Below are 19318 nucleotides of genomic sequence, written 5' to 3' on the forward strand. Positions count from 1 at the left end.
CTAAAAACTATCTGTTAAAATCAATTCTTGTGATAAGATAATTATTGGAGGTGCAAAGCATGGCAGTAAAAATTCGTTTAAAACGTATGGGTTCTAAAAGAAATCCATTCTATCGTATTGTTGTAGCAGACTCTCGTTCTCCACGTGATGGTCGCTTTATCGAACAAATTGGTACGTACAATCCTGTAGTAAATCCAGTTGAGGTTAAAATAGATGAAGAAAAAGCACTTGATTGGATGACAAAAGGTGCAAAACCAAGCGATACAGTACGTAATCTATTCTCTAACGAAGGCATCATGAAGAATTTTCACGAACAAAAAAATTCTAAATAAGTAGTGTGATATCATGAAAGCCCTGATTAAATCGATTGTTACCTCATTAGTAGATTATCCGGATGATATTGTGATAAAAGAAACGGAAGAAGATTCTAAAGTTACGTATCATTTAACTGTTCATCCGGACGATGTCGGAAAAGTCATTGGCAAAAACGGCCGGATTGCAAAAGCAATACGAACTGTTGTATACGCAGCAAACACTGGTGGTAATAAACGTATTTTTTTGGATATTATGTAAGGTTCGTATTCAGAAAGAATACATTCTTTCTGAATAACTTGGTAAAGGGAAAGCTGACCCTGCTTTTAGGGCTCAACTTTCCCTTTTTACACATTTAAACCCGAATCTATCAGGCAGGAGCTGAATTGAAATGAAATTAATTAAAAAAGTTCCCATTAAGGTAGTCGTGACAGAGGACAGCAAAGAAAAAATCCGCCAAAATTTCACAAATCATAAATTACGTCTTGAACAAGAGTGTCAACAACTCCAATTTGAAATGAGAAAATTAAAGAACAAAAATGCAAATGTTCGTTCAGATATGGAAACTCGGTTTAACCAGGAAATTAAAAATCGCCAGGAAAAAATGAAGCTGTTAGATTTTAAGATAGAACAGTTAGATGAATTAAAAATGGGTAGCGAAATCGTTGAAAAAGAGGTTGAAGCTCTTGTTGAGGTCGAAGTAGGCTCCGATTGGCACCATCTTATGAAGGAGCAGGCTATCGTAATTAAAGATGATAAGGTTATCCGAATCGACGAATGAAATAGGTGAAAAAAGATGCATACAGAGAAATTAAAAATTGGTAAAATCGTGAATACACATGGAATTAAAGGCGAGGTAAAGGTTTTGCGCATTACCGATTTCGAAGAACGTTTTACGCCTGGAAATGAAGTGATTATTTCATCAGACCAGCGTGATATCACATTGGAAATTGGATCACATCGCATTCATAAAGGGTTTGATTTGATTACATTTAAAGGATATGCCAATCTGAATGATGTAGAACAATGGAAAGGCATGAATTTGTATATCGATAAAAATCAAACAGCAGAATTGGAAGAGAACGCGTTTTACTATCATGAAATTATCGGCTGTCAAGTTCAGACAGCGGAGGGAGATACATTAGGGAAAGTGAAAGAAATCCTCTCTCCCGGCGCTAATGATGTCTGGGTAGTACAAAGGCCTGGCAAGAAGGATTTGTTAATACCCTATATTGAAGATGTAGTCAAAAAGGTAGACATTCAGACTGGAGTTATTTCAGTGGAGTTAATGGAAGGGATGTTAGATTAGATGCATATTGATATTCTGACACTTTTCCCGGAAATGTTTTATGGTGTGATGGAAAGTTCTATCCTGAAAAAAGCGGCTGATAAAGATCAGTTTTCTTATCAGCTTGTTGATTTTCGTCATTATTCCACGCAAAAACATAAAAAAGTAGATGATTATCCTTATGGGGGCGGAGCAGGTATGGTACTGACGCCACAGCCTGTATTTGATGCTGTTGAAGCGGTGAAAAAAGAGAGAACTTCCCGTCCGCGTGTTGTTTTGATGTGCCCTCAGGGAGAGCCTTACACACAGAAAAAAGCAGAGGAGCTGGCTCAGGAGGAGCATCTGATTTTTATTTGCGGTCATTACGAAGGATATGATGAGCGAATTCGTGAGCATCTTGTAACGGATGAAATTTCTATAGGAGACTATGTCTTAACTGGTGGAGAATTAGGGGCAATGGTTGTTGTTGACAGTGTTGTTCGTTTATTGCCAGAGGCTCTTGGAAACGAAGCCTCCGCAAAGCAGGATTCTTTTTCGACTGGATTATTGGAACACCCCCATTACACTCGCCCTGCGGATTTTCGCGGGATGAAGGCTCCAGAAGTCCTTTTATCCGGAAACCATGCGAATATTGAAGCCTGGAGAAGGAAAGAATCCTTGAGGCGAACTGCTGAAAGACGCCCTGATTTATTAGAAAATCAACCGTTAGATACAACAGATAAAGAAATACTTCAAGAATTAAAAAATGACGAAAAATAGTTGTGCTTTACGCCATAATATGCTATATTATTAATTGTGCTTATGTGCGTGTAAGCATGTAAAACGATGTTCCGCTGTTCAGATAAAAGGGCATGAGCATTAGTTTGGAAGGAGTGAAAATCATGCAACAAATTATTGCAGACGTAACCAAAGATCAATTACGTACAGACCATCCTGATTTTCGACCTGGTGACACTTTAAAGGTGCACGTGAAGGTTGTAGAGGGAAGTCGTGAGCGTATTCAGGTATTTGAAGGTGTTGTAATTAAACGTCAAAACGGCGGAATCAGCGAAACATTCACAGTAAGAAAAATTTCTTACGGTGTTGGTGTGGAGCGTACTTTCCCATTACATTCACCAAGAGTTGATAAAATTGAAGTTTCTCGTCGCGGTATTGTACGTCGTGCGAAGCTTTACTACCTGCGTAACCTGCGCGGAAAAGCTGCTCGTATTAAAGAACGTCGCTAATCAGCCGGCAGAGGATATGAAACGAATACAAAAGGGCTACGTCAATCATGGCAGTAGCTCTTTTTCATTCTTAAAGAGAACGTTCAAAAAGTCCAATAAAAAGGAATAAAAATAACACGGTGATTAGACGAACTTTTACTAAAATCGCAGTCTCAGGACGTCGCGTTCTTAGCTGACTGGTCCTATTTATCGAACTTTTGAACAGGCACTTTAATAAAAATAATACTACTTAGAATTTGTTTATCTAACACTTACTAGCTACAATATAAGGTAGACTGAAGTTATCGGAGGAAATCAGATGACAGAGAAAGAGCAAAAAAAGAAAAAGAATGAGTGGTTGGAGTGGATAAAAGCTATCCTTCTTGCTGTAGGTTTTGTGTTCTTAGTGCGGATGTTCTTATTTGCGCCTATCGTTGTAGAAGGACCATCGATGCTGCCAACCTTGCATGACCGTGATCAAATGATTGTTAATAAAATTAATTATACGCTTGGAGAACCAGATCGTTTTGACATTGTTGTGTTCCATGCTCCTGAGCAAAATGATTTTATTAAGCGTGTTATTGGACTGCCTGGAGAGCATGTAGCAGTGAGAGATAATGTACTGTATATCGATGGGGAACCGGTAGATGAGCCGTTCTTAAATGATCAGGTCTTTACAAATGATTTCGAACTGGAAGAATTGGAAGAAGGCTATGAAGTGGTTCCTGAGGATTCCGTATTCGTACTAGGCGATAATCGGAGCAACTCAACAGACAGCCGAATTATCGGAGTAGTACCGATGGATGAGGTAGTCGGAGAGGCAAGTCTGGTCTACTGGCCATTGAATCGTATACACTTTAGTGAATAAGGAAGGTGAAAAAATATGCCTATACAGTGGTTTCCCGGTCATATGGCGAAGGCGCGCAGAGAAGTACAGGAGCAATTAAAGCTTGTTGACTTTGTCATTGAACTGGTTGATGCAAGAGCACCGTACTCCTCGCAAAACCCGATGCTGCAAGAGGTTTTAGGGCAAAAACCTAAGCTTGTCTTACTGATGAAAAAAGATTTAGCTGACCCTGCGAAAACAGCTGAATGGATAGCAGGTTATCAGGAGCAGGGGATACAGGCTGCAGCGGTCGATGTGAATCAAAAAGGAGATATACAGCAGGTTGTTCAGCTGGCCAAAGCAATGGGACAAGAAAAGATGGACAAGCTGAAGGCGAAAGGAATTAAGCCGAGACCAGCCAGAGCAATGATCGTTGGTATCCCGAATGTGGGGAAATCTACTTTGATTAACCGGCTTGCCAATAAAAAAATTGCGAAGACGGGAGATCGTCCCGGAATTACTAAACAGCAATTATGGATTAAAATAAAGAAAGACTTCGAATTACTGGATACACCAGGTATTTTATGGCCGAAATTTGAAGAAGAGGCTGTAGGATACCGGCTGGCGGCAATCGGAACAATAAAAGACCAGCTGCTTCCTCTTCAGGATATTACAGCCTTTGTTATTCGCTTCTTATTTGAAGAATATCCGAATTACCTGAAGGAACGCTATGCTGTAGAAGATAGTACGGACATGGTAGAACTATTTGAGGGTATCGGCAGAAAAAGAGGCGCATTAGAAAGCGGCGGTCATGTGAATTTTGATAAAGTATCCGATATCGTTCTTCAAGATTTAAGAACAGGAAAATTAGGCAAGTTCACTTTGGAACAGCCATAAAATATATTTAACAGCCTGCAAGGGATTTTCTTTGTAGGCTATTTTCATATTTATAGAAGATGTTTAAAAAGATAGCTTAACAAGTTTGATAAAATGACGATAATAAAAGAAAGCAGGATAGGTATGAAAAAGCAATCAATCGCAGAAATTAAAGGGTTACTTAAAGAAGGTACCCTGACAGCAGAAGAATGGGAAGTAATTCTTCAAGACGAAAGGAAAGGCGTTCAGACACTGGTACAATCCTATCAGCGTAAACAAGAGCGTGAAAAACGTTTAATTAAACAGTTTGCTGATATGCAGCGCTATGAGAACAATGCATATATGAATGGAATAGAAAATATAGCAGGTGTGGATGAAGTCGGCAGAGGTCCGCTTGCAGGTCCTGTTGTAGCAGCTGCTGTGATTCTTCCAAAAGATTTTCAATTAATCGGGTTAAATGACTCCAAGAAACTAAAAGAAAACGTAAGGGAAGAATACAGCACCTATATCAAAGAGCATGCTGTCAGCTATCATATTTCATTTATAGATAATCAGACTATAGATACGATTAATATTTATGAAGCAACCAAAAAAGCAATGTATGATGCGTTATCAGGGCTGACTCCATCTCCTGAGCATGTACTGGTTGATGCAGTTCATTTGCCCGGCTTAACCTGTTCTCAGGAAGCGATTATCAAGGGAGATGCGTCAAGCGTCAGTATTGCGGCTGCCAGTGTTTTGGCAAAGGTAGCCCGTGATCAGTATATGAAGGAATTACATAAGAAATATCCCGGCTATGATTTTGATAAAAATATGGGATACGGGACCAAAGCACATTTAGAAGGGCTGAATCAATTTGGGGTGACGCCTTACCATAGAACATCATTTGCACCAATAAAAACAATGGGAAAATGATAAAGAAAAAGAGGAGAGCCTATGCGGATTCAAGACAATGTAAAGGCGGCTAAATTACTGCATCCTTCCAAGGCGAATCTGCTTCATAATCTGAAGACAGGGGATATTTTACAAGGAACAGTAAAGCAGCTTTTTCCAAATCAACGAGCAGCCATTCAAATTCAGGGCAGCCAGCTAATTGCCCAGCTGGAGGCTTCTCTTTCTGTGGGCGGAAAATATTTTTTTCAAGTAACATCCCATGAAGGGAAGATGCCTGAATTAAAAGTAATGACTGGTGAGCAGCATAATGGGCAGCAGATGACTCGTCATCTTCTCCAGCAGCTTGGCATCAAAGAAAATAAATTATCGTTCCAGCTGGCCAGTGCGCTTGTCGGAGAACAAGTGCCCATGCAGAGAAGTGATTTGATGCAGGCAATGCAGTATATTCAGGATAACAAAATCTCACAGAAGCAAGCACAGCCTATTCTTATGGAGTTAATGAAAATGCGTATCCCGGTAACGCCAGCTTCATTCCAAGCAGTGCAGGCGTTTCAAAACGGCAATTTTAGTGAGAGCTTAGCGTCGCTGGAACGTTCCCTTCTTCCCGGCCAGCAGCCGATGTTGCGGGCTAGCCTGGAACACATACTTAAAGGTTTTCCTTCTGAACAAAGCGCTGTGCGTGCCATTTTGAGTGCCGATGCTCAAGCTGCAAAGCCTGTTTTATTTCCGCTGCTTCAAAGCCTCGGCTTCGTTTCTAAAGGACTGGACAGACAGGCATGGACAAATATTTTGCAGCAATGGAATTCACCTGTTACACAAACGCCGCCCAATCAAGCGGCGGCTTCAGCTCCATTTACAGCTGGTTTGGAAGAAATAAAGGGGAAGATTCAATCTATTTTAGCTACTCAGCAGCAGCTGACAGCAGAAGCGAAGCCTGTACTACAACAAGGCAATAACACGGCAGCACTGATGAAGCAGAGTATAGAAGCGCAGTTTCCGCAATCTTTTTCAGATAAAGGATTAGGAAATGAAGGAAATGTCCGTCAAATTATCGAGGCTTTATCTGATTCTAAAAATTTTCCAATGTTAGAACGGTTCTCGAATATTTTGGGAACTTCGAATGAAAGAGCGATGAGAATTGTACTGACAGCCGATGCACAAGCTGAGAAACCAGTACTGTTTCCTCTTTTGCAAAACTTAGGAATGGTTTCCAAAGCCCTGGATAAACAAAGCTGGATAAATGCATTAAAGCAATGGAACCCGCCTGTATCACAAAATCAAGGGCCAGTAACCGCGCCATTTACAAGCAGTTTCGAAGGAGTAAAGGAGCAGATTCAGTCTATTTTAGGCAATCAAAAGCAATTAATGACTGAAGCTAAAGCGTTACAAGGAGCACTGATGCAAGGAAACAATGCTGCAGTACAGCCCAAGTCAACTCTGGCTGCTGAGTTTCCGCAGTATTTCGCCAATCAATCACCGGTTACCCAGGAGAGCGGCACCGTGCGTTCATTACTGGAAGCTTTGGCCGAACCGAAAACCTATCAGGCACTGCAGCGGTTCATAAATATATGGATAGCTTCAAATGAAAATACCATCCATGATCCTAAAGAACAGTTCCTGCAGCAAATGCAGTGGGTTCTCCGCGATGCCGGACTGAATGCTGAAAATTCGTTGAAAACAGATGATGCAAACACGATGCAGTTCAAACACTTATTACTAGAAATGCTTCAGAGCAGCAGTGGTGGAATCAGCAGGGATAACGCACAGCAGGTGGTTCATTTTTTAAATGGCATGCAATTAAATAACATGAATGACAGCAGTTATTTTATTCAGGCTAATATACAGATACCTGGACAAAAATTGGGGGTATCCAAGGATATCGATTTGCATTTTGAGGGCAAGAAGACTGCTGACGGGAGGATTGATCCGGAGCATTGCCGTATTATTTTTGACCTGAATCTGCACGGAATGAAAGAAACCATTGTTGATCTGCATGTTCAAAAAAAATCACTGTCTATCACCATCTATAACGATCAGGCTACAACCCCGGTGCTGGTGGAAAAGCTTCGTCCTAATCTGCAGGAAGCATTAGAAAGCATGGATTATCACGTGGCATCAGTTACCTGCAAGCCCTATACGGAAGCAGAAAAACAACAGCGTCAGGCAATAAAAACTGCTGAGGAAAGGCCTGGTTCTGGAAAGGTGGATTTTCGAGTATGAATGAAAAACGAAAAAAAGCAGTTGCCTTAAGCTATGAGCAGAGTATGGACGATGCACCAAGAGTAATGGCTTCAGGAAAAGGCTTTGTTGCAGAAGAAATTATTGAGCGGGCAGAGGCGCATGATATACCAATTTTAGAAGACCCTTCCTTAGTCGAGGTACTGGCTGAATTAAATATCAATGAACAGATTCCAGAGGAGTTATTTCAGGTAGTGTCAGAAGTGTTTGCTTTTATCTATCGGGCAGATAAACAAACTGGAATAGAGAATAGGTGAATAAGAGTTTAGTCAGGAACCATTCATTTTCTATTTTACAACGGTGTCCATACTTTTGGCGGGTTAAGAAATAATATTGATTTTTATGTTCCCTATTTCTTGTTTATTTCCTATATTTTTAATACAATAGTAGTGCATTGATTTTGATAGGAGGATGGAAGATGAACATTCATGAGTACCAAGGTAAACAAGTTTTACGAGAATTTGGTGTAAACGTTCCGAACGGTCATGTTGCTTATTCTGTAGACGAAGCTGTAGAAGCTGCGGAAAAGCTTGGCTCGTCTGTAACCGTTGTCAAGGCGCAAATCCATGCAGGTGGACGCGGTAAAGCCGGCGGGGTAAAGGTAGCAAAGAGTCTGGAGGAAGTTCGTACATATGCGGATGAAATTTTAGGGAAAACGCTTGTAACACATCAGAACGGACCTGACGGCACAGAAGTAAAACGTTTACTTATTGAAGAAGGCTGTGATATTCAGAAAGAATATTACGTAGGGGTAGTTCTTGACCGTGCCACATCAAGAGTTGTTATGATGGCGTCTGAAGAAGGCGGTACAGAAATTGAAGAGGTGGCAGAAGCAACACCTGAAAAAATCTTTAAAGAAGTGATTGACCCTGTTGTTGGTTTATCACCTTATCAAGCTAGAAGACTAGCATTCAATATTAATATTCCGGATGAATTACTGGGTAAAGCAGTTAAATTTATGACTGCACTATATGATGCTTTTGTTGCAAAAGATTGCTCTATCGCAGAAATTAACCCGCTTGTAACTACAGGTGATAACGAAGTTCTTGCGTTGGATGCAAAATTAAACTTTGATGATAACGCACTCTATCGTCAACCAGAAATTGCAGAACTGCGTGACTTAGGCGAGGAAGACGAGAAAGAAATCCAAGCTTCTAAATATGACTTAAGCTATGTTTCATTAGACGGAAACATCGGGTGTATGGTAAACGGCGCCGGCTTAGCAATGTCTACAATGGATATTATTAAGCATTATGGCGGCGATCCGGCTAACTTCCTTGATGTAGGGGGCGGTGCTACAGCCGAAAAAGTAACCGAAGCATTTAAAATCATTCTTTCAGATAAAAATGTAAAAGGAATTTTTGTAAACATTTTTGGCGGAATTATGAAATGTGATGTTATTGCTGAAGGTGTTGTAGAAGCAACGAAGCAAATTGGCTTGACTATACCATTAGTTGTCCGCTTAGAAGGTACAAACGTAGAGCGGGGCAAAGAAATTTTAGATGAATCAGGTCTAAATATTACTTCTGCAACCTCTATGGCAGACGGCGCAGAGAAAATTGTTGCTGCAGTGAAGTAAAGCAGTTACCGTGTATTGACTTACAAATAGAGGACGTAAAAATAGGAAAGGGCGGACTTATAATGAGTGTTTATATTAATAAAGATACAAAAGTAATAGTCCAAGGAATTACAGGTGGAACTGCACGTTTCCATACAAAACAAATGCTGGAATATGGTACAAAAATTGTTGGCGGGGTAACACCGAAAAAAGCAGGTACAGAAGTAGAAGGAGTTCCTGTTTTTAACACAGTTGATGATGCTGTAAAAGCTACTGGAGCAACCGCATCTGTTATCTATGTACCGGCACCTTTTGCTGCAGATGCTATCATTGAAGCAACAGATGCAGAGCTTGATTTAGTTATCTGTATTACAGAACACATTCCGGTAATGGATATGGTGAAAGTGAAACGCTATATGGAAGGCAAGAAAACACGCCTTGTTGGGCCAAACTGCCCTGGTGTGATTACAGCAGATGAAACAAAAATTGGGATTATGCCAGGATATATCCATAAAAAAGGGCATATCGGCGTGGTATCCCGCTCTGGTACATTGACGTATGAAGCTGTTCATCAATTGTCCGAAGCTGGTTATGGACAGACAACTGCTGTCGGTATTGGCGGCGACCCGGTTAACGGGACAAACTTTATTGATGTACTAGAAGAGTTTAACAAAGACTCTGAAACAGAGGCTGTTATTATGATCGGTGAAATCGGCGGTACCGCGGAAGAAGAAGCTGCTGAGTGGGTGAAAGCGAATATGACAAAGCCCGTAGTCGGATTTATCGGCGGAGCAACAGCACCTCCAGGAAAACGTATGGGACATGCCGGTGCTATTATCTCCGGAGGAAAAGGAACAGCTGATGAAAAAATCCGTGTAATGGAATCCTGCGGAATTAAAGTAGCTGCAACTCCTTCTGTTATGGGAGAAACAATGATCGAAGCATTGAAAGAAAATGGTTTAGAGGAAAAATGTAAAACGCATTAAGCATGTTGAAGTACTTTAAGGTACCTGGGCAGAGGATTCTACTTCCTTCTATAATATAGAAGGAAGTAGAATTTTGTCCGGGTTTTTCAGCCTCAATTAAGTAGGAAGGGAAGGATATGGATTGAATTATCTTTTTGATCGGCTGGATTTTATTCATCTCAGCCGGTGCCGTTATGCTACACGTACTTTTATACGCAAGTGGGTACGAACAGATCCTGAACTAAAAAAGATTTATCAGCTGTCCCCGTACGAATTGTCACAAATTATTCGAATTCCTCATCAAAAAGCACAAACCCTCTTGAAAGACCTTCATAATCCGCAATTAAAAAAGAAGATATTGGAAGAATCTAGAGATTTTCATATCATCACAATAGTTGACGAATATTATCCCTCTATGTTAAATACAATTAAAGATGCACCCCTCGTTTTATATGGTTCAGGAAATCTGGATCTTTTAGCAAAGCAGCCGATGCTCAGCGTTATCGGTACAAGAAATCCGTCAAATGAGGCCTTTGGAAAGCTATTTATGGCGATTGCGCCTCTTATTGATGCGAAATGGGTGATTGTCAGTGGAATGGCAAGAGGTGTTGACAGTATGGCACATCGGCTGACACTGAAACGGCAGGGAAATACGATTGCTGTTTTAGGCGGCGGCTTTCGATCCATTTACCCAAGAGAGCATTTGCCGCTTTATCAAAAGATTGTAAAGCAAGGACTGGCTTTATCTGAATACCCGCCAGACGCACCGCCTCAAAAATATCATTTCCCGGAAAGAAATCGAATTATAAGTGGCTTGACAATGGGAACCTTAGTGATAGAAGCAATGAAGAAGAGCGGTACGATGATTACGGTGAATCAAGCCCTTGACCAAGGAAGAGATGTGTTCGCTGTACCGGGCAATCCGCTTTTGGAACAATGTGCCGGGTGTAATCGAATTATTCAGGATGGTGCAAAATTAATTCAATCTGCTGAAGATATTTACACAGAATGGAATTATAGTTTTCGATTATTCAATAAATAGTGTTTGACAAAAACGTATTCTATCTATAGTATTAGGAAAGATTTCTATTCGTAAATTGTCAACCTCATTATGGGAGGAACGTACATGTCAGATTATCTCGTTATCGTTGAGTCGCCAGCGAAAGCAAAGACGATTGAACGGTATTTAGGAAAAAAATATACAGTAAAAGCTTCCATGGGGCATCTTCGCGATTTGCCAAAAAGTCAAATGGGAGTAGACGTTGAGGAAAATTATAAATTAAAGTATATTACTATTCGCGGAAAAGGGGATATACTTAAAGATTTAAGAAAATCAGCAAAAAAAGCCAAAAAAATCTATCTCGCAGCCGATCCGGATCGCGAGGGAGAAGCAATTGCATGGCATTTAGCTCATGTTTTAAATGTGGATGAAAATTCAAAATGCCGGGTTGTTTTTAACGAAATTACTAAGGATGCCATTAAAGAATCCTTTAAGAATCCCCGGGCGATAGATTTAGACTTGGTTGATGCGCAACAGGCCCGCCGCGTTCTCGATCGTTTAGTAGGCTATAATATCAGTCCTATACTATGGAAGAAAGTGAAAAAAGGATTGAGTGCCGGACGAGTACAGTCTGTTGCTTTAAAAATGATTATTGATAGAGAAAAAGAAATTGAGAATTTCCAGCCGGAAGAATACTGGTCTATCGACGGATTATTTGCAAAAGGAAACGAAACATTTGAAGGCGCCTTTTATGGTGTCGATGGTAAAAAAACAAAGCTTAAAACAAAAGATGATGTGGAAGAGGTTAAAAAGAAGCTGGACGGAAAAGAGTTCACCATTCAAAGTGTGAAAAAAAGAGAAAGAAAACGAAATCCAGCACATCCATTTACTACTTCATCCCTTCAACAGGAAGCAGCAAGAAAACTTAACTTCCGTGCAAAGAAAACGATGATGATTGCCCAGCAATTATATGAAGGTATTGATTTAGGGCGTTCTTCAGGCGGGATTACTGGATTAATTACGTATATGCGTACAGATTCCACACGAATCTCAGATGGGGCGAAGGAAGAAGTAAAAGGCTACATCAAAGAGAACTATGGCGAAACGTATCTTGGCAAGCAAAGCCCTGTTAAAAATAAAAGCGGCGCGCAAGATGCCCATGAAGCCATTCGCCCGACTTCCACTTTACGGGACCCTAAGGCATTAAAAAATATTTTATCAAGAGATCAGCTGCGTTTGTACAAACTGATCTGGGAACGCTTTGTTGCCAGTCAAATGGCGCCTGCTGTAATGGATACGATGACTGTCCACCTGTTAAACAATGGGGTGGAGTTTCGTGCAACCGGTTCAAAGATAAAATTCAAAGGGTTTATGAAAGTTTATGTGGAAGGCAACGATGACAATAAAAAACAGGAAGATAAAATATTGCCGGAGCTGGAAGAGGGAATGAAAGTTGAATCGAAAGAAGTGAAGCCGAATCAACATTTCACCCAGCCGCCTCCACGGTATACTGATGCAAGACTGGTTAAAACAATGGAAGAAATGGGCATTGGCCGGCCGTCTACTTATGCACCAACGCTGGATACGATTCAGCGCAGAGGCTACGTATCCATGGATAATAAGCGGTTTGTGCCAACGGAGCTTGGAACCATCGTCTGCGAGCTTGTAGAAGAGTTTTTCCCTGAAGTCATTGATGCAGAATTCACTGCCAAAATGGAAACAGACTTAGACTCTGTTGAGGAAGGGAAAACAGCCTGGATACAAATTATTGACGATTTCTACCAGGACTTCAGCAAACGGCTTGAAAAAGCAGATGCTGAGATGGAAAAGGTAGAAATACGTGATGAGCCTGCCGGAATTACCTGTGAAGAATGCGGACACGAAATGGTATATAAAATGGGCCGCTATGGGAAGTTTCTAGCTTGCTCCAATTTCCCTGAATGCAGAAATACAAAACCGATTTTAAAGAAAATTGGTGTCACTTGTCCGAAATGTCAAGAGGGGGATGTTGTAGAAAGGAAATCAAAGAAAAAAAGAACTTTCTATGGCTGTGACCAATTTCCGGAATGTGATTTTGTATCATGGGATAAACCGATTGCCAGAACGTGTCCAAAATGTGACTCCATGCTGGTTGAAAAGAAAAGTAAAAAAGAAACGCAAGTTCAATGCTCTAATTGTGAATATAAGGAAGTTGCACAGAAGTAGCTGATATCATCAGCTGCTTCTGTTCTGCTGTGTGTGAAGAAATGTAAAATAAATAATAAAAAGAGATGCATCGTGTTAGTTAGAAACGTTGAATTAGACGTATAATAATCGTTAAAGTTGACTAAAATTATAATTGTTATTAAAATCTATTTGGTAAGGCATTTCCCTTTACAGAAGCTGTTCAACTATTTAGCAGGAAGACCCCAAGCTATTGGAGCAGTTATTTATCGTTTTGTGGATACACTTATAGAATGGAAATAAACAGGATCTTCAGATACTCCTAACCACCCTTTCGTTGTTTTTTCACTTCATCGAATATTCATAACTCTAAGCACCTTTCTGAATTTTATTACAATTTAGTTAAATTCATTGCAATCTCAGAAGGAGTGTGCTATGCTTTATCCGTTATACGATGATGAGGTGACTTCTTTGTGAATTTAAAAACATACATGGACCAGTTTATAGAGTATTTACAAATTGAAAAAAATGCTTCACCGTATACCATTCAATTTTATCGGACTGATTTAGAAACATTCGAAGCTTTTATGCAAAGAGAAGAAGTATATGATTTAAAAGATGTAACCTACCGGGAAGTCCGGATATTTCTTACAGAGTTATATAACAATGCGTTAAGCAAAAGGTCTGTCTCCAGAAAAATATCTTCACTGAGAAGCTTTTACCGTTTTTTGGAACGGGAGAAGCTGATTGTGGGGAATCCGTTTACGCAGCTTTCACTCCCTAAGTCAGAAAAACCTGTCCCAGGCTTTTTGTATGAAGAGGAGTTGGAGAAGCTTTTTTGTGTGAGTGATTTGACGACAAATTTAGGGCAGCGCAATCAAGCGCTGCTGGAGGTTCTGTATGGAACCGGAATCCGCGTCAGCGAGTGTCAGCAATTGCGCTTGCAGGATATTGATTTTTCGATTGGAACTATTTTTGTAAAAGGGAAAGGGCGGAAAGAACGTTATGTCCCCTTTGGCAGTTTCGCGGAAGCGGCTTTAGAAAAGTATCTGTTCCACGGAAGGAAAAAATTACTGAATAAATCAAATAACAAAACAGAGAATGTATTTCTAAATGCAAGAGGAAATCCGATAACCACAAGAGGCATTCGTACTGTGTTAAATAAAATAGTAGAAAAAGCTTCTATAAATATTCAAGTGCATCCTCATAAGCTCAGGCATACTTTTGCAACGCATATGTTGAATGAGGGAGCTGATTTAAGGTCTGTGCAGGAACTATTAGGACATGAAAGTTTATCCTCTACCCAAATATATACGCACGTTTCAAAAGAGCATTTGAAGAAGGCTTATATGAAAAGCCATCCGCGCGCAAATGATAAAAAATAAGTGAGGTGGATATATGGACTCCCAAATGCATGCTACAACCATATTTGCGGTGCAGCATAATGGAAAATGTGCCATGAGCGGTGACGGCCAGGTGACACTTGGCAATGCCGTCATTATGAAGCAAACCGCAAAAAAAGTGAGAACTTTGTATAATGGAGAAGTTCTGGCTGGGTTTGCCGGATCTGTGGCAGATGCCTTCACATTATTTGAGAAATTTGAAGGTAAGCTACAAGCATTTAATGGCAATTTGACAAGAGCTGCTGTCGAATTAGCAAAAGAATGGCGTTCTGATAAAGTTCTCAGAAAGCTCGAAGCTATGCTGATAGTCATGAATAAAGAAAATATGTACCTTGTATCCGGCACAGGAGAAGTTATTGAGCCGGACGACGGGATACTTGCTATTGGTTCTGGAGGCAACTATGCGTTAAGCGCCGGCAGAGCATTGCTTCAAAAAGCACCGCAGTTATCTGCTGCTGAGATTGCGCAAACTGCGTTAGAAATTGCAGGAGATATTTGTGTGTTTACGAATGATCAGATTACGTTAGAAGTACTGGAATAATCGTTTCTTTCTTTTTGAATGAACGCTTTTAATGAAGTCTTGACAAAGGAGGATGCTTTTGATGACGGTGGATTTAACGCCAAAGCAAATAGTGAATCAATTAGACAGATATATTATAGGGCAAAAGCAAGCGAAAAAATCGGTGGCAGTAGCTCTGAGAAATCGCTATAGGCGAATGAAGCTTGATGAAGAATTTCAAGATGAGGTCGTGCCCAAAAATATTTTAATGATTGGTCCGACTGGTGTAGGTAAAACAGAAATTGCCAGACGGCTTGCAAAGCTGGTCGGTGCACCGTTTGTTAAAGTAGAAGCTACAAAATTCACAGAAGTTGGTTATGTCGGCAGAGACGTGGAATCAATGGTTCGTGATTTAGTGGAAAAAGCTGTACGAATGGTGAAAGAAGAAAAGATGGAAGATGTCATGGAGCGGGCGGAGCAGGAAGCAAATCAAAAACTTGTTAAACTGCTTGTACCACAGACAAAAACTAAAAACTCCGTGAAAAACCCTTTTGAAATGTTGTTTCAAGGCTCTGATTCAGATGAAGATCAAGAAGATGATGCTTCGAATGAAGAATCAGAGATAAGGACCAAAAGAAAACGAACAGCTCATCAGCTGGCATTAGGTGAGTTAGAAGACCATTATGTTTCTATTGAAGTAGAAGAAATTCCGCCTTCAATGTTTGACATGCTGCAAGGTTCGGGAATGGAACAAATGGGGATGAACATGCAGGATGCTTTTGGTCAGTTCATGCCCAAAAAGAAGAAGAAAAGGAAACTAACCGTTTCTGAGGCAAGAAAAGTGTTGACCCAGCAAGAGGCGCAAAAGCTTGTCGATATGGATGAGGTCACTCAAGAAGCGATTAACCGCTCTGAACGAACAGGTATCATTTTCATTGACGAAATTGATAAAGTAGCAGGCAAACAAGAAGGCTCTGCAAATGTTTCCAGAGAAGGTGTACAAAGGGATATTCTGCCGATTGTGGAAGGATCAACGATTGTCACCAAGCATGGAACCTTGAAGACGGATCATATCCTATTTATCGCTGCAGGAGCTTTTCATATGTCGAAACCTTCTGATTTGATTCCTGAGCTGCAAGGCAGGTTTCCAATTCGCGTAGAGTTGGAGAAGCTTACAATCAATGAATTTAAGCAAATTTTAACAGAGCCTTCCAATGCCTTATTAAAACAATATAAGCAAATGCTAGAAACAGAAGGTATAAAACTTAAATTTACGGACGAAGCTATAGAGAGACTTGCGCAAATTGCTTATGATGTGAACCAGGAGACCGACAACATTGGGGCTCGCAGATTACACACAATCTTGGAAAAATTATTAGAGGACCTATCCTATGAAGCTCCTGATATTTCAATGACAGAAGTTGAAATTACAAAAGGGTATGTTAATGATAAGCTTTCGACAATTGCTCAAAACAAGGATCTCAGTCAATTTATATTATAATTTAAAATACCAAAATGGAGGAATATCAAATGGATTTATTAACGAGAGCAAGAAAAATTAATGCAATGTTACAAACGGCAACAGGAAAGTCAGTGAATTTCAATGAAATGTCAGCATCATTGCGTGATGTGATTCGCGGGAATGTATATATTGTCAGCAGACGCGGAAAATTATTAGGTGTCGCAGTGAACCAAGAGGTTGAAAATGACCGTATGAAATCTATGCTTGAAGAAAAACAATTTCCTGTAGAATATACAGAAGGATTACAAGAAATCCGTGAAACAACTGCAAACTTGGATATTGAAAACAAACACACAGTATTCCCTGTAGAAAATAAAGAGTTATTCAAAGACGGCTATACGACTATTGTTCCAATTATCGGCGGAGGAGAACGCTTAGGAACGTTAATCATCGGCCGTGTGAACGAAACATTTAATGATGATGATTTATTGTTGGCTGAATACGGTGCAACGGTAGTAGGCATGGAGATTCTTCATGAAAAAACGGAAGAAATTGAAATGGAAGCTCGAAGCAAAGCTGTTGTACAAATGGCAATCAGCTCTCTGTCTTACAGTGAACTGGAAGCAATCGATCATATTTTTGAAGAGTTAAATGGAAAAGAAGGCTTATTAGTAGCAAGTAAAATTGCTGACCGTGTAGGAATTACCCGTTCTGTTATTGTTAACGCACTTCGCAAGCTGGAAAGTGCAGGAGTTATCGAATCTCGTTCTCTAGGTATGAAAGGAACGTATATTAAAGTATTAAATGATAAATTCTTAGTAGAATTAGAAAAAATCCGTACACGCTAAAAAGTAAATAAACTTAAAAATGCTGTGAGGGAAATATTTCTTCACAGTTTTTTTTATGTGCGAATAAGGAAGGATATTGCGTTTTATAACATATTTTCTGTCGGTGACTAACTAAAGTCCCGATTTTTTATGTTCAGTAATAATAGCAACGGAAAGTCTGCGGTTCTAGCAGGCTAATTTTATTTTGGCGACTTTTTGAACAAGAACGATTAGTAAATTATATTTAATAAATATTTTTAATGAGTATATTGAATTCCTTTATTTTAAAAGGTAGAATGGAAATAAGGTCTAATGACCTGTTTTTCTATGTATATTTGGTTATGGAGAATGTATTATAGAATTTGCAGCTGATACAAAGCTTGCGAGGGCATTTGTGGAAAACAACAAATAAAAATCATTTATAGGGCCTTTTGGTCTAGTAAAAATGAATGATTTTTTAATTTGTCAATAATAATGTAGAAATTGCATAGACTTTGTCTATCACTTAATTTAAAATTAATTCGTATAAACAATGTAATTTATGGGTGTTTATGAAAAAAAAGAGGTGTAAAGAATAAAATGGATTTATTTAGCGGCACGATTGGTAACTTAGAAAATTCGATACAGTACGCTTCTGCAAAAAATAATGTTATTTCTAATAATATTTCAAATGCTGATACACCAAATTATAAAGCTGATAAAGTAAGTTTTAAATCCGCTTTAGAAAATGAGATGTCTGGACTTCAAGCTAGAACAACCAATGAACGTCATTTGAACTTTGGTGAAGAAGAGAACCGTCCGTACCGTATTGTGAAGGACGCGTCAACTACATATAATCACAATGGGAATAATGTCGATATTGATAGAGAAATGTCAGAACTGGCTAAAAATCAAATTTATTACAATAGCCTTATCGATCGTATGAATGGAAAATTCAGCAGCTTACAATCTGTCATTCGAGGAGGTAATTAAAATTGTCTATCTTTCAATCAATGGATGCCAGCGCAAGCGGTTTGACCTCACAGAGATTACGTATGGATCTGGTGTCCTCTAACTTGGCAAATGCACAGACAACCAGAGCAACCCAAAATGCTGATGGAGAGTTTGAACCGTATCGCCGGAAAATGGCAACATTTGGCACAGGGCAGCCTTCCTTTAAGCAGATGTTAAAGCATGCAGAAGGAAATAATGCCTCTGGCGGCGGTGTGCGTGCAACTGGAATAGTAGAGGATCAGACACCGTTTGAACTTGTATATAATCCGGAGCACCCCGATGCAAATGAAGACGGCTATGTAGAAATGCCCAATGTAGACCCGTTAAAAGAAATGGTTGATTTAATGAGTGCTTCCCGCTCCTATGAAGCAAATGTAACTGCTTTTAATGCGAGTAAGGGAATGCTTATGAAAACATTAGAAATTGGACAATAAAAAGGTAAAGGTGGTAGAACAAAATGAATACGATTGGAACTTATCTCCCTCCAGTAAACCCGGTTGAAGAAGGGCAATCTTCGCGGTTAACTCCAAGTCAAGCACAAAGTAATTTCTCTTCCATGTTAAAAAATGCTATAGAGGATTTAAATCATATTCAATTAGAATCTGATAATAAAACGAATGGATTAGCAAATGGCAGTGTGGAGAATCTGCATGATGTGATGATAACTGCTCAAAAAGCAAGCGTCACACTGGAAACAGGTGTCCAAGTACAGAGTAAAGTAATCGATGCCTACAATGAGATTATGCGGATGCAGGTATAATGATAATAATTAAGCTGAAAATGTTTGTTCAAAAAAGTACAAACAAAGA

Annotated in this window: 22 protein-coding genes; all 22 read left to right on the plus strand. The window is 39.7% G+C overall.

Annotated features, from left to right (window positions below; all coding sequences use genetic code 11):
- Nucleotides 1-59: 59 nt before the first annotated feature.
- The 22 genes from rpsP to fliE all read left to right on the plus strand — a co-directional run bounded on the left by rpsP (nt 60) and on the right by fliE (nt 19269).
- Complete coding sequence (rpsP, locus tag ACW0TQ_RS16510) at nt 60-332, plus strand: 30S ribosomal protein S16 (protein ID WP_042535073.1); 273 nt, start codon at nt 60-62, stop codon at nt 330-332.
- Nucleotides 333-345: 13 nt separating this feature from the next.
- The gene (locus ACW0TQ_RS16515; protein WP_042535071.1) at nt 346-573 is read left to right on the plus strand and encodes a KH domain-containing protein; all 228 of its coding nucleotides are present in this window, start codon (nt 346-348) and stop codon (nt 571-573) included.
- Nucleotides 574-703: 130 nt separating this feature from the next.
- The gene (locus tag ACW0TQ_RS16520) at nt 704-1093 is read left to right on the plus strand and encodes a YlqD family protein (RefSeq protein ID WP_042535069.1); all 390 of its coding nucleotides are present in this window, start codon (nt 704-706) and stop codon (nt 1091-1093) included.
- Between the two features lie 15 nt (nt 1094-1108).
- Nucleotides 1109-1621: a ribosome maturation factor RimM gene (gene rimM, locus ACW0TQ_RS16525; protein WP_042535068.1), complete on the plus strand. Its 513-nt coding sequence runs from the start codon at nt 1109-1111 to the stop codon at nt 1619-1621.
- Nucleotides 1622-2359 carry a tRNA (guanosine(37)-N1)-methyltransferase TrmD gene (gene trmD, locus ACW0TQ_RS16530; RefSeq protein WP_042535066.1) on the plus strand — a complete coding sequence of 246 codons (738 nt, stop codon included), beginning with the start codon at nt 1622-1624 and terminating at the stop codon, nt 2357-2359. It abuts the gene before it with no gap.
- Nucleotides 2360-2481: 122 nt separating this feature from the next.
- On the plus strand, nt 2482-2826 hold the full coding sequence (gene rplS / locus ACW0TQ_RS16535; protein ID WP_042535064.1) for a 50S ribosomal protein L19: 345 nt from the start codon (nt 2482-2484) through the stop codon (nt 2824-2826).
- Nucleotides 2827-3124: 298 nt separating this feature from the next.
- Nucleotides 3125-3673, plus strand: a complete 549-nt coding sequence (gene lepB / locus ACW0TQ_RS16540; RefSeq protein WP_042535062.1) for a signal peptidase I — start codon at nt 3125-3127, stop codon at nt 3671-3673.
- 15 nt (nt 3674-3688) lie between these two features.
- Entirely contained in the window at nt 3689-4528 is an 840-nt protein-coding gene (gene ylqF, locus ACW0TQ_RS16545) for a ribosome biogenesis GTPase YlqF (RefSeq protein ID WP_042535061.1), read from the plus strand.
- Between the two features lie 123 nt (nt 4529-4651).
- A complete protein-coding gene (locus ACW0TQ_RS16550; protein ID WP_042535059.1) occupies nt 4652-5422 on the plus strand; it encodes a ribonuclease HII in 771 nt (256 codons plus the stop codon).
- Nucleotides 5423-5443: 21 nt separating this feature from the next.
- Nucleotides 5444-7621 (plus strand): hypothetical protein, encoded by a 2178-nt coding sequence (locus tag ACW0TQ_RS16555; RefSeq protein ID WP_455725842.1) that lies wholly within the window; start codon nt 5444-5446, stop codon nt 7619-7621.
- Nucleotides 7618-7896, plus strand: coding sequence for an EscU/YscU/HrcU family type III secretion system export apparatus switch protein (locus ACW0TQ_RS16560; RefSeq protein WP_042535056.1), 279 nt, complete (start codon nt 7618-7620; stop codon nt 7894-7896). The genes ACW0TQ_RS16555 and ACW0TQ_RS16560 overlap by 4 nt, the downstream gene beginning before the upstream one ends.
- Before the next feature lie 161 nt (nt 7897-8057).
- On the plus strand, nt 8058-9218 hold the full coding sequence (sucC, locus tag ACW0TQ_RS16565) for an ADP-forming succinate--CoA ligase subunit beta (RefSeq protein WP_042535054.1): 1161 nt from the start codon (nt 8058-8060) through the stop codon (nt 9216-9218).
- Between the two features lie 62 nt (nt 9219-9280).
- Nucleotides 9281-10183, plus strand: coding sequence for a succinate--CoA ligase subunit alpha (gene sucD / locus ACW0TQ_RS16570; RefSeq protein ID WP_042535052.1), 903 nt, complete (start codon nt 9281-9283; stop codon nt 10181-10183).
- 121 nt (nt 10184-10304) lie between these two features.
- Nucleotides 10305-11204 (plus strand): DNA-processing protein DprA, encoded by a 900-nt coding sequence (gene dprA / locus ACW0TQ_RS16575; RefSeq protein WP_042535050.1) that lies wholly within the window; start codon nt 10305-10307, stop codon nt 11202-11204.
- Nucleotides 11205-11288: 84 nt separating this feature from the next.
- Nucleotides 11289-13367 (plus strand): type I DNA topoisomerase, encoded by a 2079-nt coding sequence (gene topA / locus ACW0TQ_RS16580; protein ID WP_193064960.1) that lies wholly within the window; start codon nt 11289-11291, stop codon nt 13365-13367.
- 449 nt (nt 13368-13816) lie between these two features.
- Nucleotides 13817-14710: a tyrosine recombinase XerC gene (xerC, locus tag ACW0TQ_RS16585; protein WP_193064983.1), complete on the plus strand. Its 894-nt coding sequence runs from the start codon at nt 13817-13819 to the stop codon at nt 14708-14710.
- A gap of 13 nt (nt 14711-14723) precedes the next feature.
- Nucleotides 14724-15269 (plus strand): ATP-dependent protease subunit HslV, encoded by a 546-nt coding sequence (gene hslV, locus ACW0TQ_RS16590; protein WP_042535046.1) that lies wholly within the window; start codon nt 14724-14726, stop codon nt 15267-15269.
- A gap of 61 nt (nt 15270-15330) precedes the next feature.
- A complete protein-coding gene (gene hslU, locus ACW0TQ_RS16595) occupies nt 15331-16728 on the plus strand; it encodes an ATP-dependent protease ATPase subunit HslU (RefSeq protein ID WP_042535044.1) in 1398 nt (465 codons plus the stop codon).
- A gap of 29 nt (nt 16729-16757) precedes the next feature.
- Nucleotides 16758-17537: a GTP-sensing pleiotropic transcriptional regulator CodY gene (gene codY, locus ACW0TQ_RS16600; protein ID WP_042535043.1), complete on the plus strand. Its 780-nt coding sequence runs from the start codon at nt 16758-16760 to the stop codon at nt 17535-17537.
- A gap of 558 nt (nt 17538-18095) precedes the next feature.
- Nucleotides 18096-18488 carry a flagellar basal body rod protein FlgB gene (gene flgB / locus ACW0TQ_RS16605; protein WP_042535041.1) on the plus strand — a complete coding sequence of 131 codons (393 nt, stop codon included), beginning with the start codon at nt 18096-18098 and terminating at the stop codon, nt 18486-18488.
- Between the two features lie 2 nt (nt 18489-18490).
- Entirely contained in the window at nt 18491-18943 is a 453-nt protein-coding gene (gene flgC, locus ACW0TQ_RS16610) for a flagellar basal body rod protein FlgC (RefSeq protein ID WP_042535039.1), read from the plus strand.
- 23 nt (nt 18944-18966) lie between these two features.
- Entirely contained in the window at nt 18967-19269 is a 303-nt protein-coding gene (gene fliE / locus ACW0TQ_RS16615) for a flagellar hook-basal body complex protein FliE (RefSeq protein WP_042535038.1), read from the plus strand.
- Nucleotides 19270-19318: the final 49 nt, after the last annotated feature.

It is taken from the genome of Oceanobacillus sp. M60 (genome assembly GCF_053839645.1).

What these genes read in the sequence shown, in the direction of transcription:
- rpsP (WP_042535073.1), top strand. Translation starts at nt 60, where the DNA reads ATGGCAGTAAAAATTCGTTTAAAACGTATGGGTTCTAAAAGAAATCCA.
- ACW0TQ_RS16515 (WP_042535071.1), top strand. Translation starts at nt 346, where the DNA reads ATGAAAGCCCTGATTAAATCGATTGTTACCTCATTAGTAGATTATCCG.
- ACW0TQ_RS16520 (WP_042535069.1), top strand. Translation starts at nt 704, where the DNA reads ATGAAATTAATTAAAAAAGTTCCCATTAAGGTAGTCGTGACAGAGGAC.
- rimM (WP_042535068.1), top strand. Translation starts at nt 1,109, where the DNA reads ATGCATACAGAGAAATTAAAAATTGGTAAAATCGTGAATACACATGGA.
- trmD (WP_042535066.1), top strand. Translation starts at nt 1,622, where the DNA reads ATGCATATTGATATTCTGACACTTTTCCCGGAAATGTTTTATGGTGTG.
- rplS (WP_042535064.1), top strand. Translation starts at nt 2,482, where the DNA reads ATGCAACAAATTATTGCAGACGTAACCAAAGATCAATTACGTACAGAC.
- lepB (WP_042535062.1), top strand. Translation starts at nt 3,125, where the DNA reads ATGACAGAGAAAGAGCAAAAAAAGAAAAAGAATGAGTGGTTGGAGTGG.
- ylqF (WP_042535061.1), top strand. Translation starts at nt 3,689, where the DNA reads ATGCCTATACAGTGGTTTCCCGGTCATATGGCGAAGGCGCGCAGAGAA.
- ACW0TQ_RS16550 (WP_042535059.1), top strand. Translation starts at nt 4,652, where the DNA reads ATGAAAAAGCAATCAATCGCAGAAATTAAAGGGTTACTTAAAGAAGGT.
- ACW0TQ_RS16555 (WP_455725842.1), top strand. Translation starts at nt 5,444, where the DNA reads ATGCGGATTCAAGACAATGTAAAGGCGGCTAAATTACTGCATCCTTCC.
- ACW0TQ_RS16560 (WP_042535056.1), top strand. Translation starts at nt 7,618, where the DNA reads ATGAATGAAAAACGAAAAAAAGCAGTTGCCTTAAGCTATGAGCAGAGT.
- sucC (WP_042535054.1), top strand. Translation starts at nt 8,058, where the DNA reads ATGAACATTCATGAGTACCAAGGTAAACAAGTTTTACGAGAATTTGGT.
- sucD (WP_042535052.1), top strand. Translation starts at nt 9,281, where the DNA reads ATGAGTGTTTATATTAATAAAGATACAAAAGTAATAGTCCAAGGAATT.
- topA (WP_193064960.1), top strand. Translation starts at nt 11,289, where the DNA reads ATGTCAGATTATCTCGTTATCGTTGAGTCGCCAGCGAAAGCAAAGACG.
- xerC (WP_193064983.1), top strand. Translation starts at nt 13,817, where the DNA reads ATGGACCAGTTTATAGAGTATTTACAAATTGAAAAAAATGCTTCACCG.
- hslV (WP_042535046.1), top strand. Translation starts at nt 14,724, where the DNA reads ATGGACTCCCAAATGCATGCTACAACCATATTTGCGGTGCAGCATAAT.
- hslU (WP_042535044.1), top strand. Translation starts at nt 15,331, where the DNA reads ATGACGGTGGATTTAACGCCAAAGCAAATAGTGAATCAATTAGACAGA.
- codY (WP_042535043.1), top strand. Translation starts at nt 16,758, where the DNA reads ATGGATTTATTAACGAGAGCAAGAAAAATTAATGCAATGTTACAAACG.
- flgB (WP_042535041.1), top strand. Translation starts at nt 18,096, where the DNA reads ATGGATTTATTTAGCGGCACGATTGGTAACTTAGAAAATTCGATACAG.
- fliE (WP_042535038.1), top strand. Translation starts at nt 18,967, where the DNA reads ATGAATACGATTGGAACTTATCTCCCTCCAGTAAACCCGGTTGAAGAA.